Source organism: Rhodothermales bacterium, from assembly GCA_041391505.1.
Lineage (GTDB): Bacteria > Bacteroidota > Rhodothermia > Rhodothermales > JAHQVL01 > JAWKNW01.
In genome coordinates, this window is the sequence record JAWKNW010000033.1 from 21,045 (window position 1) to 36,255 (window position 15,211).

Consider the following 15,211-nt stretch of genomic DNA (forward strand, 5'->3'; position numbering starts at 1 on the left):
CGGCGCACCATCCAACCTGAATCATCCATGATACGCGGTACCCTTTTTCTGGCGGTGGCGCTGGCGCTGATCGCCGGCGGCTGCGGTTCGTCCGGCGCCGAAGGCATCGAGGTGATGCGTCGCCCGCCCGACACCCTCTACACCTACATCCTCGAAGGCGGCACGCTGTACGACGGACTGGGCAACCGCGCCATCGAGACGGACATCGGCATCGTCGGCGACCGCATCCTGGCCTTTGGCGACCTGGCCGGCTACCGCACGGAACAGCGCATCGACGTGACGGGGCTCACGGTGACGCCGGGCTTCATCGACATGCACAGCCACGCGGCGTCGTCGAGCATCCAGGGAAGCGACCTCTTCCAGGAGCCCCTCGCCGAAAACTACATCCGCCAGGGCGTTACGACGGCCATCGCCGGCCAGGACGGGTCGTCGCCCTACCCGATCGGCCCGTTTCTCAAGGAGGTCGACCGCCGGCCGGCGGCCGTCAACCTCGGGCTGACCGTGGGGCACGGCACGATCCGCGCGTTCGTCATGGGGAACGTCGACCGCAAACCCTCGCCGACCGAGCTGTCCCGCATGGAAGGCATGGTGAAAACGGCGATGGCGGACGGCGCCTACGGCCTCTCGTCCGGCCTCGAATACACCCCGGGCGCCTTCGCCAAAACCGACGAACTGATCGCGCTGGCGAAAGCGGCCTCGCCGTACGGCGGCATCTACACCAGCCACATGCGCGACGAGGGCGGGAAGCTGCTCGAAAGCGTCGCCGAGACGATCCGGATCGGCGAGGAGGGCGGGCTGGCGCCGCATGTCACGCACCACAAAGTGATCGGCAAGGCGCGCTGGGGCCTGTCGAAGGAATCGCTGGCCCTGATCGACGAAGCCCGCGCGCGCGGCGTCGACGCGGCGAGCGACGTGTATCCCTACACGGCGTCGAGCACGGGGATAAGCATCCTGCTGCCGGCGTGGGCGCGGCAGGGATCGGCGGAACAGCAGCGCGCGCGGCTGCGCGACCCCGAACAGCGCGTCTTCATCCGCAACGACGTGGTCGAACACATCCGCACCGAGCGCGGGGCCGATCCCTCGACCATCGTCATCGCCAGCTGCAGCTGGAACCGGAGCCTGAACGGCAAGAGCCTGTCGGACATCCTCGTTGAGCGCGACAAGGAGGTGACGCTGGAGAACGCGGCCGACCTGGCCATCGAGTTGCAGGAGAAGGGCGGCTGCGTCGGCGTCTTCCATTCCATGTCCGAGGAAGATGTCGAACGCATTCTGGCGCATCCGACGACGATGGTCGCCTCGGACGGGGGCATCCCGAGTCCGGGCGCCGGCGTGCCGCATCCGCGCAACTACGGCACGTTCGCCCGCGTCCTCGCCCGCTACGTGCGCGAACTCGATGTGATCTCGCTGCGCGAGGCCATCCACAAGATGAGCGGACAGCCGGCGCAGCGCCTCGGCCTCGTCGACCGCGGCGTACTCCGCGAGGGCGCGTTCGCTGATGTCGCCGTCTTCGACCCGGCGCTCGTTCAGGACCTCGCGACGTTCTCCGAGCCGCACCAGTATGCCGCCGGCATGGTGCATGTGTTCGTCAACGGCCAGCCGGTGCTGCTGGATGGGGAAATGACGGGCAAACGGCCCGGTCGGGCGCTGCGGCATGCGCCGAAACAGGCGGCGCCGGCGGATTGAGGGGGCGGGCGCGACATCCGGGCGGACGCAACCTGTTGCGTCCCTACGCGGCGGTTTTGCGGTACTGGCGTACGGCCAGGGACATCATCGCGATGGCGAATACGACCAGAAACGCCACCTGCGACTGCACCGCCGCGATGCCGGCGCCTTTCAGCAGCACCTGCCGCATGATCTGGATGAAATAGGCCACCGGGTTGAGCAGCGTGATCTTCTGCGCCCACGCCGGCATGCTCTCGATGGGCGTGAACAGCCCGCTCATCAGGATGCAGATCACGATGATGAACCAGGCGATAAACATGGCCTGCTGCTGGGTGTCGGTGAAGGTCGAGATCCACAACCCGAGCCCCAGCATCCCGAAGAGGTACAGGCCGGCGAGCGCAAACACCAGGGCCAGGTTGCCGAGGATGGTCACGCCGAAGACCAGATGCGCGACCGTCAGGCCGACCCCGAGGTCGAACATCGCGATGATCCAGAAGGGGAGCAGCTTGCCGGCGATGAAATGCCCTTTCCGGATCGGCGTCACGTTCAGCTGTTCGATGGTCCCGATCTCCTTCTCGCGGACGACGTTCATCGCCGATAGAAACGTCCCGATCATGGTCACCAGCAGCACGAGGATGCCCGGCACCATATACGTCTTGTAGTTCAGATCCGGGTTGTACCAGTGCGATGTCACGATCTCGATGCGCGCCGGCACGGTCGCCGCGGGAGACGCCGCGGGAGACGCCGCGGGAGTCGCCGGCAGGTAGTCCACCTGGATCGACCGGTTGTGGGCCTCGATGATCTGGAGCGCATAGGCCTGCGCCACGCCGGCCGTGGCGCCGTCGAGTGCGTTCATCGTGATCTGGACGCGGGCCATGCCGGCCACCCGTAGGTCGCGCTCGAAATGGGCTGGGATCTGCAGGATCATGTTCACGTCGCCCCGCTGCATGGCCTCGTCGGCATCGCGGGTCGTCTGGACCCGCTGCACCACCGTAAAGTACCCCGACGCCTCGATCCGCTCGACGAGTTGCCCCGACGCCGTGCTCCGGTCCTCGTCGATCAGGCTCACATCGGTGTTGCGCACCTCGAACGTGGCGGCCGACGAGAGGATAAGCAGCTGCACCACGGGCATGACGAACAGGATCGGCAGCATCGCCCGGTTTCGGAAGATCTGCAGAAACTCTTTCTGGATGATGAAGAGGAACGTGCGCATGGCCTAGAGCCTCCGGGTGCTGACGGTGATGAAAAACAGCGTCATGCCCACGAGCACGAGCGTTTCCTTCCAGAGGTACGCGATCCCCACGCCCTTCACCATGATGCCGCGCACGATGATCAGAAACCATTTCGCCGGCACGATGTGGCTCACGAGCTGCAACGGATACGGCATGCTGGCGATCGGGAAGATGAAGCCCGACAGGATCACCGTCGGCAGCAGCAGCCCGGCGAGCGAGATCATCATCGCCGCCTGCTGCGAGTCGGTCCGCGTGGAGATGAAGACGCCGAGCGACAGCGCGGTGACCGTAAAGAGCAGGCACTCGGCCAGCAGCAGGGCCACGCTGCCGCGCATGGGCACCTGAAAGACGAACCGGGCGAGCGCGAGCACCACGCCGACGATGCCGAACGAGATGACGAGATAGGGGATCACCTTGCCGATGACGATCTGCGCCGGCCGCAGCGGCGACACCGTGAGCACCTCCATGGTCCCCATCTCCTTTTCCCGTGTGATGGTGATGGAGGTCATCAGCGCGCAAATGAGCATGAGGATGAACGCGACGAGACCCGGGACAAAGAGGTACACGCTCTCGAGGGTCGGATTGTAGCGCATGTGCACGTCGGGCACGATGCGGACCCCCGTGGCGGCACCGGCGGCCAGCTCCTGCTGGTAGGACTGCAGGATGGCCGTCGTGTAGGCCAGCACCGTGTTCGCGGTGTTCGGGTCGGTGGCGTCGGTGAGGATCTGGATGTGCGCCACGCCGTCGCGCGCCAGGCGCTCGGCAAACGCCGGCTCGAAAAGGATCGCCTCGCGGGCGCGGCCCGACTGGAACGCGGCCTCGACGTCCGCATCGTGGGTGGCGAACTCGACCCCCTCGAAATACGGCGCCGCCAGCAGCTTGCTCGCGATCTCCCGGGTGACGTAGTCGTTTGACGGATCGACGATGACGAGCTTCGCGTCGTTGACCTCGTTCCGGATGGCGAAACCGAAGAGCAGGAGCTGGATGACCGGCATCCCGAACAGGATCACGAGCGTGCGCCGGTCCCGCAGGATGTGATAGAACTCCTTGATGATAAATCCCTGGAAGGTCTTCATGCGGCGCCTCGCGCGAGCTGGACGAACACGTCGTTCATGGAGCCGGCCGCGAAGGTTTTCTTCAGCCCGCCGGGTGTGTCGAGCGCCTCGATCCGGCCGTCTACCATGATGGAAACCCGATCGCAGTACTCCGCCTCGTCCATGTAATGGGTGGTGACGAAGACCGTCACGCCGCGGGAGGCGGCTTCGTAGATCATGTCCCAGAACTGCCGGCGCGTGATGGGATCGACGCCGCCCGTGGGCTCGTCCAGAAAGACGACCTTCGGGTCGTGGAGGACGGCGATGGAGAACGCCAGCTTCTGCCGCCATCCGAGCGGCAGCGCCTTGATACGGGTGTCGGCCGCCGCGTCCAGTTCGAGGCGATCGAGCAGCGGGCCCGTTTTTTCGCGGATCGTTTGCAGCGAGAGCCCGTAGATCCCGCCGTAAAACCGGATGTTTTCGCGGATGGTGAGGTCTTCGTAGAGCGAGAACCGCTGGCTCATGTAGCCGATCTCCCGCTTGATCCGGTCGGGCTGGGTGGCGACGTCGTACCCCGCCACGGTCGCCTTCCCCGAAGAAGGCGCGAGCAGTCCGGTGAGCATCTTCATGCACGTCGTTTTGCCGGCCCCGTTGGCGCCGAGGAAGCCGAAGATTTCGCCCCGGTCCACGTGGAACGAGACGTGATCGACGGCGGTGAAGGCGCCGAAGGTCCGCGTGAGGTTATCGACTTCGATGATCGGCATCAGACAGGCTCCGGGGGTTCGTGCATGAGGGCCATGAACACATCCTCGATGCCGGCGGTGATCGGCTCGACCGTGGCGCCGGCGAAGCCGTTGGCGTCCAGATACGCCCGCAGCGCGGACGCATCGGCGTCGGGCCGCGCGTCGGCGTAATGCAGGCTTTCGCCGAACGCGTAGACGGAGATGGCATGCGGGTAGGCGCGCAGCGTCTGGATGAGGCGGTAGCGGTCGCCGGCACGGATGGCGAAGAGCGGGTGCGTGAACCGGTCGGACATGCGCTCCGGCGCATCGATCCCGAGCAGCCGCCCGTCCTGCATGAGCGCGACGCGGTCGCAGCGGCCGGCCTCGTCCATGTACGGGGTGGAGACGACGATGGTGATGCCGCTCGCCTTGAGCCGGCGGAGCATCTCCCAGAATTCCTGGCGGGAAACGGCGTCGACGCCCGTCGTGGGTTCGTCGAGGAAGAGCACCCGCGGCCGGTGGATCAGCGCGCAGGACAGGGCGAGCTTCTGCTTCATCCCGCCCGAGAGCTGTCCGGCCCGCCGGTGCTTGAAGGGTTCGATCTGGCTGTAGATGTCGGCGATGAGGGCGTAGTTGGCTTCAACCGTCGTCCCGAAGACCCGCGCGAAAAACGTCAGGTTTTCCTCGACGGAGAGATCCGGATAGAGCGAAAAACGCCCCGGCATGTAGCCGAGCCGGAGCCGCAGGGCCCGGTAGTCCTTCACCACGTCGAGCCCATCCACCGTCGCCTCGCCGGCGTCCGGCTTGAGGAGCGTGACCAGCATCCGGAAGAGCGTCGTCTTGCCGGCGCCGTCGGGCCCGATGATGCCGAACAATTCCCCCTCGTCCACGTCGAGGCTCACCCCGTCGACCGCGATGACGTCGCCGAAGCGCCGGGTGAGGTTGGAGATCTGGATGGATGGCATCAGGGTGGCAATTAATAAAACTTGTCAGGAACGGCCTGCGGCCGTGGTCAGGAGGCTACGCTGGCAGGAACGGCCTGCAGCCGTCGTCATGAGTCGGCAGTCATAACCAGTGTCGCGTCATGACCCGCGAAGCGTCATGACCCGCGAAGCGTCACGACTCGCGAAGCGTCATGACCCACGAAGCGTCACGACTCGCGAAGCGTCATGACCCGCGAAGCGTCACTACCCGCGAAGCGTCACTCCCACCGCGCCTCCCCCGGCATGCCGATCTTCAGGGCGCCGTCGGGGTTCGGGACGCGGATGTCGATGGCGTAGACGAGGTTGACGCGTTCGGCTTTGGTCTGAATCATCTTCGGGGTGAACTCGGCTTCGGACGCGATCCACACGATTTCGCCGGCGAGGGTCCGGTTGGACGTCCGGTCTTCGTCGATCAGCACGTCGACGGGTTGGCCGAGGCGGATGTGCGGAAGCTGGTCGCCGCTGATGTAGGCGCGGAGTTCGAGGGTGTCGAGGTTTGCGATCTTGTAGAGCGGCCGGCCCGGGGCCGTTTGCTCGTACCGCTCGGTGTAGGTCGCCAGGACGGTGCCGGCGATCGGGTTCACGAGCACGCTGCGGCGGATCTGGTCGTCGATCAGCGCCACCTGGGCGTCGAGGGCTTCCATCTCGCCGAGGATGGTGGCGTTCTGGGTGCGGATCGACTGGATCTGGCGGTCCAGCACCCGCAGCTGGCCGTCGATGTCGTCGAGCTGTTTCGGCGTCGCGGCCTGATCTTTCAGGAGCTGCTCGACGCGTTGTTTCTCCCGGAGCGCCACGTCGCGCTGGGTTTCCAGCACGTCGATCTGCGCGAGCACGCCCGCGATGCGCGAACGGACGGCGTCGCGGCTGGCGCGGATCTGGGCGCGGGACAGCGAGAGCTGCGTGGTGTCGACGAGGCCGACGACCTGGCCGGCCTCGAGCACCCGGCCCTCGTCGGCCGAGAACGCCAGCAGCTGGCCGGCGGTCTGGGCCGAGATGATCGTCTCGGTGGCCCGGAAATTTCCGTAGGCATCGGATAGCGGCTCGCCTTGGCCGCATCCGCTCGCGAGGGCGAAGAGGACGGCGAGGGCTATCCCACCAGGTATCTTGAGCGTTTGCATGAGATTGAGCGTTCGGGGTGTACGGAAAGATCGTCGGGGCAGGGCGCCGGGGATCCGGCGCGCCCGTCACCAGCCATTGCCAAGTACGGTGGCATATTCAATGCGGCTTCGAAGGAGCTGCAGCGCGTGCAGGTCGCGGGTGAGCCGGGCCTGCTGCTCGGCATTCCGTTCGATGAGATAATCCGTCGCCGTCACGACGCCGTTTTCGAGCTGGCTGGCCGACGCGGACGCGATGCGGACGCGGAGACCGATGATCTCGTCATCCTGCGCGATCAAGGCTTCGAGGCGCTCCATGGCTTGCAGGTGCTCCTGCACGGCCACGTCGAGCTGGCGGGTGAAGGCCGCTTCGCGCGCGGAGACGACCTCGCGCTGGAGCGAGAGCGCGTCGCGGTCTCGCCGGCTCGCGTGCCAGTCCCAGAAGCCCCACTGGACGCGCAGGCCGAACGAATAAAACGGCTGAAACCGGTTGTCGAACAGGTCGAGCCCGGCCGGCCGGCCGTAGGCCGCTTCCACGAAGCTGGCCACGCGGGGACGCGTCTTGACGGACGCCAGCGCCTGCTGCTCGGCGAGCAGGGTCTCACTCAGGGAGAACGCCGCGTATTCCGGGCGTTTGCGCTGATTCTCGAAGACCGGTGCCGGAGGCTCCGGCCACGCCAGCGGGTCGTCGCCGACGGGTTGACCGATGAGTTCCGCAAGCACGGCCACCGCCGTCTGCCGCGCCGATTCCGCCTCCGCGATCTGCTGGCGGATCCGCAGCTGTTCGACTGCGAGCACGTCCGCATTGCCCGGCGTCACCACGCCGGCGCGCACCTGCGCCTCGAGCCGGCTGTGCCGCGCCGCGAGATCCTCCGCGAGCGTGCCCAGGGAGGCCAGCCGCGCCTCGGCGGCCAGCGCGCCGAAATAGGCGGCATTGACCTGTTCGCGGACGCGGTATACGTCCACCTCCACATCCTGCCGCGCCATGTCGCGCTGGATGCGTTCGAGATGCTGCTGGGTGCGGGTCGCGCCGCCGTCGTACACCAGCTGATCCACATTCAGCGACACCCGGTATTGATCGTGGCTGATCTCCGGCCCCGAGACGCCGGGCAGCGCGATGGGGAACGAGGGCAGGGAGGATTGATACACGGCCTGGCTCTGCAACGACAACGACGGCAGGAAGCGGGTCGACAGATTGTCGAGCCGCAGCGCGGCGATGTCGTCCTGGAGCGCAAGCTCCTGCCGGCGCGGATGGTGCGCCTCGGCCAGCTGGTAGCAGGCTTGCAGGTGGAGCGTGTCGGCCGGAGCGAGGAGGAGAAAGGCGATGAATGCGATCATGGCACGAGGGCGTCAGTGATGAAGCGGACGACCGCTTCCTTTCGCTGGTTCAAAAACGTCAGATAGTCCGAATCGCTCATTTCGGTGATGGTCTGCACCATGGGGCGGGCGACCACCGGGAACGCGCAGAGCGCCACCAGATTGGCGAGAAAGTGCGCCGGCTCGATGGGCCGGATCTCGCCGGCCGCCACGGCGGCCTCGATCTGCGCGCTGAGCCGCGCATACAACCCATCCGTCTGCCGGCCCATGAACTGCCGCAGCCGGTCCGGATTGCGGCGCAACTCCTCGACGACAAAGCCGGGCAGGTGCGGATGGGCCAGCACCTGGTCGACGTATTTGTGCACGAAGCGCGCCGCCTTCTCCATCACCGGCGCGTCGCCGTCGAGCGTTTCGAGCACGGGCGCCATGACCTGCTTCGCCGCGCGGTGGAAGACGGCCTCGAAGAGCCGGTCCTTGGTGCGGTAGTAGTAGTGCAGGAGCGACTGATTGAGCCCCGCGCGGCGCGCGATTTCCTGCATGCGCGCCCCGTGAAAGCCCTTCTCGTGAAACTCGTCGGTAGCCGCCGAGAGCACCCGCCCTTCCGTCTCTTGCTGATTTTCCATGCGATTCGTTCTGCTTGCCGGAGCATACTAACCAGTTCAATTAAAAGATTCAACTGTTTAGTCAAATTTTTTGATCAATGGCGGCGGCGTGACGGCGTGGGAGGGTTGTTTTGGGGGATGCAGGATGCAGGATTTCTCTCCAGCATCCCCGAGTCCAATCCAGGAGCCCGCATCCAACATCTTGCATCCAGCATCCCACATCATGCATCCCGCATCCAACATCTTGCATCCTGCATCCCGCATCTCGCATCCAACATCTTGCACCCAACATCTCGCATCCCGCATCCTGCATCCTGCATCCAACATCTCGCTTCCAGCACCCACCATCCCGCATCCCGCATCCCTGTTGCCGATTGAGCCAAAGACGCACCCCCCATGATCTGAACTGATTTCGCTCCGCTTGCGGGTGATTGTATCATGGGAGTGTCCGGGGCGGCCGCTGCATAGCCCTGTCATTTCTGAAATGCCGACCCCTTTTTTACGGAGAAAGCGCGGCCTGCAAGGATCTTACGATGCAAGGAACACAGACTCCATGTTGCGGCCTGTCGCGCGGCGATACCCCTGATCAGCCGGCCCAATCCCCGGATGTGCTGGCGCCGTCGTGGCAGTTTGGCGCGCAGCTTGTCGCATGGAATATCGAGAGGGGCTATTTATCGCCCCTCATCGAGCCGATACTCAGCAGACCTACTCTGGATAGAACAGTATTTGTGTGATGGATGATCACAATGGATCGATAGATGCGGCGCTCGACGTCGCGGCCCAGGAACAGCCCATGAATGGTGAAACGGTTACCGGCAAGCAGCGCCAGACGCCCGTCGCGCATCAGCGGATGATCGACTGGCTCATCGCCACGCCGGTGCGCAACACGGACCCCGGCCAGAAACGCTTCGGGTCGTTCAACCACGGCGTTCATGAAAAAACGGGACGTGTCCCGGGCCAGTACACCGAAATCACCGGTTACGGCGTGAGCCTGCTCGCGCATCTGTACCGCTGGCACCAGGAGGACCGATACCTCCAGGCGGCGCGCGAAGCCGCCGGCTTCCTGATGCGCATCCAGTTGCCCTCGGGCGCCTTCCCGCACTGCCCGGACCCCGAAGGCACCTGTGCCGAGGGCGAGCAGTACACGTTCGACACCTCGATGTGCACGATGGGCCTGATGGATCTGTACCGGGCCGACCCGGACCCGGCCTACCTCGACAGCGCCCGGCGCGCCGGCGAGTGGCTGATGTCCATGCAGCGCGAGGACGGGGCCTTCCTGGCCAAGTTCATCCCGAAGACCGGCACGCCGAACACCGGCAACTTCTTCGGCGACGGCAGCTGCATCCACGTCAAGAACGCCATGGCGCTCCTGAAGATAGCCGACGTCACCGGCGAAGCCGCGTTCGACGAGGCGGCGCGCAGGGTGTGCGACTATACGCTCGGGCTTCAGGCTTCGGACGGGCTGTTCTGGGCGATGCCGACCAAAGATTTCGTGTTTACGCACGCCCATTCGTACGCCTGCGAGGGCTTCCTCTCGGCCGGCGCCTATACCGGCGACGACCGGTACACGCAGGCCGCGCTTCGCGGCATCCGCTGGTTGCAGCAGTCGCAGAACGCCGACGGTTCGGTCTACCAGGTCTATGCCGACCGCCGCGGCGTCAAACACCAGGTCCGCCGCGCCGTGGATGCCTTCAAGGCCGCCGACGCCACGTCGCAGACGGCGCGCCTGAGCTGGCTCGCCGGCGCCGGCTTCGAGACCAATTACCGGCGCGCGATCTCCTTCATCGAATCGCAGATGTGGAGCCCGCAGGGCGGTCTCTACTACACCAAGGGTCGATTCCGCACGAACAAGATGATGTTCGCCTGGCCGGCCATGTTCGCCATCGAGGCCTTCGAGTTCCCGCGCAACGACGTATCCCCGAAGGACCTTTTCTAGATGGACATGGAGCAGAAACGCATCAAGGTCCTCGTGATGTTCGGCACGCGGCCGGAAGCCATCAAGATGGTTCCCCTCATTCCCGAACTCCAGAAATACCCCGACATTTTCGAACCGATCGTCGTATCGACCGGGCAGCATCGCGAGATGCTGGCGCAGGTGCTGGCGCTGTTCGAGATCGAGCCCGACCACGATCTGGACGTGATGGTGCCGAATCAGACCCTCGCCGGCCTGACCTCGCGCCTCATCCAGAAGCTGGATGCGCTCTTCAGCGAGGTGAAGCCGGACGTCGTGCTGGTGCACGGCGACACGACCACCGCGCTCGCCGGCGGGCTCGCCGCCTACTACCATCAGATTCCGATAGGTCACGTGGAAGCCGGGCTGCGGACGTACGACAAATACAGTCCGTTTCCCGAGGAGATGAACCGTCATCTCGTCGATACGCTCGCCACGTTCCACTTCGCGCCGACGCAGACGTCCGCCGACCACCTCCGCAGCGAGGGGTTGCCGGACACCTACATCCGCATCACCGGCAACACGGTCATCGACGCGCTGCAGACCGTCGTGCAGAAGCCCTGCGATCTGCCGCTCGACCTCGACTGGGGCGCCCGGCGCGTCATCCTCGTCACGGCGCACCGCCGCGAGAGCTTTGGCGAACCCCTGGAGAACATCTGCCAGGCGCTGAAGAACATCGCCGCGCAGTATCCGGATGTCGAGATCGTCTACCCGGTGCACTACAACCCCAACGTGCGGCGCACCGTGTATGCCCAGCTGGAGGGCGTGGAACGGATCCACCTGATCGACCCACTCGACTACCTGGAGTTCGCCCACATGATGGCGAAGAGCTACCTGATCCTGACCGATTCGGGCGGCATCCAGGAAGAAGCGCCGGCGCTCGGCGTGCCGGTCCTCGTCATGCGCGACGTCACGGAGCGGCCCGAGGCCGTGGCCGCCGGCACGGTGCGCATCGTCGGCACCGACACCGCCGCTATCGAAGCGGAGGTCGACGCCCTGATGCAGCCTGCGGCGCACCGCGCCATGTCCCAGGCGATCAACCCGTACGGCGACGGGCTCGCTTCGAGCCGTATCGTTTCCATCCTCAAAGAGGCTTTTGCCCATGAACCTGCTCTGGATCCCACACAGCCCGTCTGAGCCTGGTGCGCATCGCCGCGATCAATATTTTATCCGAATACTCCGGGAACGGCATCGGATCTATACCCTCACGTGGCAAACCTGGAAGAGCGGCGACCGCTTCAAGGCCGTCATGGCCGGCCTGCGCTTCTATCCGCTGACGATCGACGGCCTGGACGCGTTTCACGTCCGCCGCATCCCCGACTTTTTGCGGCCCTTCCGCAAGCACTACAAAAACGTCGGCATCAACCAGCACTTTTTCCATCAGGATATCCGCCGCATCGTGCGGGAGTGCAATATCGACATGGTGATCGCCGGCCCGACCAGCTTCATGACGGGCTATCCGCCCTTCGATCTGGACGTGCCGCTCGTGTTCGATTACCTGGATTGCGCGGACTGGGAGGCCAAGCCGGATCATCCTGAAAAAGTCTACATGCAGGAGTCCGACGCCATCCTCTGCGTCTCCAGCATCGCGAAGGAGCGCGCCGAGCAGTTCGGCAAGCCGTCGCTCTATCTGCCGAACGGCGCCGACATCGAGCGGATGCGCTCGGCCAAGGGCGACGCGGTGCGGAAGAAATACGGCCTGGAGGACGCCAACGTCGTGAGCCTGATCGGGCTGACGTGCAGCCCGCGGCATTACTTCCTCGAGTCCGTCCTGCACGCCAAGAAGCAGATGCCGAACCTGAAGTGCCTGCTCGTGGGGCACTCGCCGGCCATCGAGGCATCGCTGGCCAAAATCCCCAACGCCGAAGAGACCTTTATCTTCACCGGCCCCGTCCCGTACGCCGAAATCGCGTCCTATTTCGCGGCGTCGGACGTGGGGATGTACCCGGTTGACGAAGCGGTGTATTACAGCGCGGCGTCGCCCATCAAGATTTTCGAGTACACGGCCGCCGGCAAACCCGTCGTCGTGCCCCGCATCACGGAGGCGGAGCGGCTGGGGTTCAGCAACCTCGTGTTCGCCGCGCCCGAGGCCGAGCCGTACGGCGAAGGCATCCTGCGCGCCTTCAACCAGCCGCCCGTGCACGTCCCGCAGATCGACAATTTCGACTGGACGTACCTCGCCGATCAGCTCGATCAGTTCCTGCACGAGTTGGTCAACGAACCTGCCCACGAACGCGTCGCCCCGGCCATCCAGGTGTGAGGCGTGCTATTATCCCCATCTCGTATGACAGCGACCGACGTGATCGCCAACCCGACTGAACACGACATCCAGCGCGCCGAGAAGCGTCCGAACGATCCGTTCCCGCTGCGCATGTTTTTCGGGCACCACAAGTGTGCTTCCGGCTGGATCGACAACATCCTCCGGGAATTCTGCCTCCACATGGGGCTGAAGTTCAAGATCGTGCACCAGCCGTATTCCTTCGAGAAATACGGCACGCTCGGCAAGCTGGTCGATGCCGAGCGGATCCAGTTCCTGGCCTATATCAACACGACCACGAAGTACACGCCGGACCTGAAGGTCTACCGCGGCTTCCACGTCGTGCGCGACCCGCGCGACATCGTCGTTTCGGCGTATTTCTCGCACCTCCACAGCCTCAAGGCCCCGACGTGGGACGAGCTGAACGTGTTGCGCGACAAGCTCTCCGGCCTGAACAAGGAAGAAGGTCTGTTCTTCGAACTCGAATACCTCGGCCAGCAGTTCAAGGAGATGTCGGAGTGGAACTACAACCAGGAGCACATCCTCGAGGTGCGGATGGAGGAGCTGAGCGCCGATCCGCTCGAGGGCTTCCGCCGCATCCTGGAGTTTATGGAGATGTACGACACGACGTCGCGCAGCGGCCTCTCCCGGAGCGCGCACGCGCTGCGGTTATCGATGAACCGGCTGAACCATAAGGGCCGCCGGCACATGCCCGGCAACCTGCCCATGTTCCCGGTGCCGAAACGCCCCGTCTACACCCTGCCCCAGGACGCGCTGGAGAAAATCGCCGACCAGCTCAGCTTCGCGAAGCTCGCCGGCGGACGCACGAAGGGCCAGGAAAACGTAAACAGCCACTACCGGAAGGGCGTGCACGGCGACTGGAAGAATCACTACAACGACGAGCACATCGCGTATTTCAAGGCCCACTACAACGATTTGCTGATCCTGCTCGGTTACGAGAAGGACGGGGACTGGTAGCAAAACCGGGACGGTTTTGCGTTTAAAGAGAAAGGTTCAAGGATCAAGGACGTGGAAAGCCCTTGAACCTTGAACCTTTCTCTTTGAACCCCATCCCATCCCCCAACCCAGTCGCCCGGCGGACGGGTTGCCCCGTCCGCCGGGTCGGGTGCCGCTTACAGCATCGACGCCGTGTGACGGCGTTCGAGCTGGATGACCGGTTTCCCGCACGGAGGAACGATCAGCACCGGCTGCGTCACGCGATGCAGCAGGCGTTCAGTCAGATGCGGGCCGAGTTTGAGGGCCATCCCCGAGCCGCCGTGGCCGGCGAGCAGCACGAGGCCGGCATCCAGCCGGGCCGCATGCTCCGCGATCTGGTTCACCGCGTTGCCGCCCACGACGTAGATCTCGTAGCGCAGGCCGGCCTCGTCCAGATCGGCCAGATGCCGGCGGATCTCGTTCCGGAAGCGCCCACGAATCGTGGGCGACGGCGCCTCCGGGTCCGAGATGCCGAACAGATCGGGCAGCACGAGATCGTTCGCCGCAAACACCACATCCAGCTCGGCCCCGAACGCCAGCGCGAGTTCGCGCGCGGCCTCCAGCGCATCCAGGCTCTGCTGGGAAAAATCGTAGCCGAGCAGCAGCCGGCGCGGCATCGACCACGCCACCCCCTCGTGCACCGCCAGGACCGGCACGTTGATGCGCCGGAGCACTTCCGCCGTCACGCTGCCGACCAGCAATCGGTTGATGCCATTCCGTCCGTGCGTCCCCATCACCACGAGATCCGCCTGGCAGTCCATGGCATAGGTCAGGATCCCGTCGGCGATGCTGTCGCACCGGATATAGTCGTACACGAGCGTCAGCCCGTTGCGGTCGTCGAGCGAGGACGCGCCCTCCACGGCGCGCGACACAAAGGTTTGGAGGTGGTGGATGGTCTGCTCCGGAGCGGCGGCCGGACCCGGCACGACATGCAGGATATGCACCTCGGCGCCGGAACGCCGGCCCAGGTCGTACGCCGGCTGCAGCGCCGCGTCGGCGCACGGGGAAAAATCGGTGGGGAAAAGGATGCGTTTGAACGGCCACATGACGATGCCCTCGCTGCTATGCTTCGCTTCGGGGATCAGGCTGTCCGTAACATACGCCTCATGCATGTCGGCTTCTGGCGGGCAATCCGCCCTTCGCATGTGGGGGCGGATCGGGCATCACGGGGATCCTGTTTTCCGCCGCGTGAGCCGTTGCACGTCGAATGGGTGTTTTCTATTCAGGAGACCGGGCCGCTGCGCGGTGAGCTATTTGCCTTTGCTCCTTTGTTAATAGTTCACAATTGCCTTATTTGGCGATTCAACGCTCCGCTCTCTCCCACGCATCGTTTTTTCCGCTCGCAGCTGCTCCCGCGGCGG

13 protein-coding genes are annotated in these 15,211 nt (G+C 64.9%); 5 read left to right on the top strand and 8 right to left on the bottom strand.

Features of this window, described 5'->3' with window-relative positions:
• The first annotated feature begins 27 nt into the window (after positions 1-27).
• A complete protein-coding gene (locus R2834_21845; protein MEZ4702991.1) occupies positions 28-1,683 on the top strand; it encodes a D-aminoacylase in 1,656 nt (551 codons plus the stop codon).
• A gap of 43 nt (positions 1,684-1,726) precedes the next feature.
• On the opposite strand, the gene R2834_21850 is transcribed toward R2834_21845, so the two are convergent.
• From R2834_21850 to R2834_21880, 7 genes are all read right to left on the bottom strand, one after another.
• Positions 1,727-2,875, bottom strand: a complete 1,149-nt coding sequence (locus R2834_21850; protein MEZ4702992.1) for an ABC transporter permease — start codon at positions 2,873-2,875, stop codon at positions 1,727-1,729.
• A gap of 3 nt (positions 2,876-2,878) precedes the next feature.
• Entirely contained in the window at positions 2,879-3,970 is a 1,092-nt protein-coding gene (locus tag R2834_21855) for an ABC transporter permease (protein ID MEZ4702993.1), read from the bottom strand.
• Positions 3,967-4,692 carry an ABC transporter ATP-binding protein gene (locus R2834_21860; protein MEZ4702994.1) on the bottom strand — a complete coding sequence of 242 codons (726 nt, stop codon included), beginning with the start codon at positions 4,690-4,692 and terminating at the stop codon, positions 3,967-3,969. Before R2834_21860 ends, R2834_21855 begins: the two co-directional genes overlap by 4 nt.
• The gene (locus R2834_21865; protein ID MEZ4702995.1) at positions 4,692-5,615 is read right to left on the bottom strand and encodes an ABC transporter ATP-binding protein; all 924 of its coding nucleotides are present in this window, start codon (positions 5,613-5,615) and stop codon (positions 4,692-4,694) included. Before R2834_21865 ends, R2834_21860 begins: the two co-directional genes overlap by 1 nt.
• A 236-nt stretch (positions 5,616-5,851) precedes the next feature.
• Positions 5,852-6,751 (bottom strand): HlyD family efflux transporter periplasmic adaptor subunit, encoded by a 900-nt coding sequence (locus tag R2834_21870; protein ID MEZ4702996.1) that lies wholly within the window; start codon positions 6,749-6,751, stop codon positions 5,852-5,854.
• A gap of 66 nt (positions 6,752-6,817) precedes the next feature.
• Positions 6,818-8,065, bottom strand: coding sequence for a TolC family protein (locus R2834_21875; protein MEZ4702997.1), 1,248 nt, complete (start codon positions 8,063-8,065; stop codon positions 6,818-6,820).
• Positions 8,062-8,667 carry a TetR/AcrR family transcriptional regulator gene (locus R2834_21880; GenBank protein ID MEZ4702998.1) on the bottom strand — a complete coding sequence of 202 codons (606 nt, stop codon included), beginning with the start codon at positions 8,665-8,667 and terminating at the stop codon, positions 8,062-8,064. The genes R2834_21875 and R2834_21880 overlap by 4 nt, the downstream gene beginning before the upstream one ends.
• A 712-nt stretch (positions 8,668-9,379) precedes the next feature.
• Between R2834_21880 and R2834_21885 the strand changes: the two genes are divergently transcribed.
• The 4 genes from R2834_21885 to R2834_21900 are packed head-to-tail and all read left to right on the top strand — an operon-like array spanning position 9,380 to position 13,832.
• A complete protein-coding gene (locus R2834_21885) occupies positions 9,380-10,582 on the top strand; it encodes a hypothetical protein (GenBank protein ID MEZ4702999.1) in 1,203 nt (400 codons plus the stop codon).
• A gap of 6 nt (positions 10,583-10,588) precedes the next feature.
• Complete coding sequence (wecB, locus tag R2834_21890; protein MEZ4703000.1) at positions 10,589-11,734, top strand: UDP-N-acetylglucosamine 2-epimerase (non-hydrolyzing); 1,146 nt, start codon at positions 10,589-10,591, stop codon at positions 11,732-11,734.
• A complete protein-coding gene (locus R2834_21895) occupies positions 11,700-12,857 on the top strand; it encodes a glycosyltransferase (GenBank protein MEZ4703001.1) in 1,158 nt (385 codons plus the stop codon). The genes wecB and R2834_21895 overlap by 35 nt, the downstream gene beginning before the upstream one ends.
• 24 nt (positions 12,858-12,881) lie before the next feature.
• Entirely contained in the window at positions 12,882-13,832 is a 951-nt protein-coding gene (locus R2834_21900; GenBank protein MEZ4703002.1) for a sulfotransferase domain-containing protein, read from the top strand.
• 155 nt (positions 13,833-13,987) lie between these two features.
• Here R2834_21900 and R2834_21905 read toward each other — a convergent pair whose 3' ends face one another.
• Entirely contained in the window at positions 13,988-14,962 is a 975-nt protein-coding gene (locus R2834_21905) for a universal stress protein (GenBank protein MEZ4703003.1), read from the bottom strand.
• Between the last annotated feature and the right edge of the window lie 249 nt (positions 14,963-15,211).

Excerpts from the sequence above, each read along its gene's own strand:
- R2834_21895 (MEZ4703001.1), top strand. The coding sequence starts at position 11,700 with ATGAACCTGCTCTGGATCCCACACAGCCCGTCTGAGCCTGGTGCGCAT.
- R2834_21870 (MEZ4702996.1), bottom strand. The coding sequence starts at position 6,751 with ATGCAAACGCTCAAGATACCTGGTGGGATAGCCCTCGCCGTCCTCTTC.
- R2834_21845 (MEZ4702991.1), top strand. The coding sequence starts at position 28 with ATGATACGCGGTACCCTTTTTCTGGCGGTGGCGCTGGCGCTGATCGCC.
- R2834_21865 (MEZ4702995.1), bottom strand. The coding sequence starts at position 5,615 with ATGCCATCCATCCAGATCTCCAACCTCACCCGGCGCTTCGGCGACGTC.
- R2834_21875 (MEZ4702997.1), bottom strand. The coding sequence starts at position 8,065 with ATGATCGCATTCATCGCCTTTCTCCTCCTCGCTCCGGCCGACACGCTC.
- R2834_21855 (MEZ4702993.1), bottom strand. The coding sequence starts at position 3,970 with ATGAAGACCTTCCAGGGATTTATCATCAAGGAGTTCTATCACATCCTG.
- R2834_21880 (MEZ4702998.1), bottom strand. The coding sequence starts at position 8,667 with ATGGAAAATCAGCAAGAGACGGAAGGGCGGGTGCTCTCGGCGGCTACC.
- R2834_21860 (MEZ4702994.1), bottom strand. The coding sequence starts at position 4,692 with ATGCCGATCATCGAAGTCGATAACCTCACGCGGACCTTCGGCGCCTTC.
- R2834_21900 (MEZ4703002.1), top strand. The coding sequence starts at position 12,882 with ATGACAGCGACCGACGTGATCGCCAACCCGACTGAACACGACATCCAG.
- R2834_21850 (MEZ4702992.1), bottom strand. The coding sequence starts at position 2,875 with ATGCGCACGTTCCTCTTCATCATCCAGAAAGAGTTTCTGCAGATCTTC.
- R2834_21885 (MEZ4702999.1), top strand. The coding sequence starts at position 9,380 with ATGGATGATCACAATGGATCGATAGATGCGGCGCTCGACGTCGCGGCC.
- R2834_21905 (MEZ4703003.1), bottom strand. The coding sequence starts at position 14,962 with ATGCATGAGGCGTATGTTACGGACAGCCTGATCCCCGAAGCGAAGCAT.
- wecB (MEZ4703000.1), top strand. The coding sequence starts at position 10,589 with ATGGAGCAGAAACGCATCAAGGTCCTCGTGATGTTCGGCACGCGGCCG.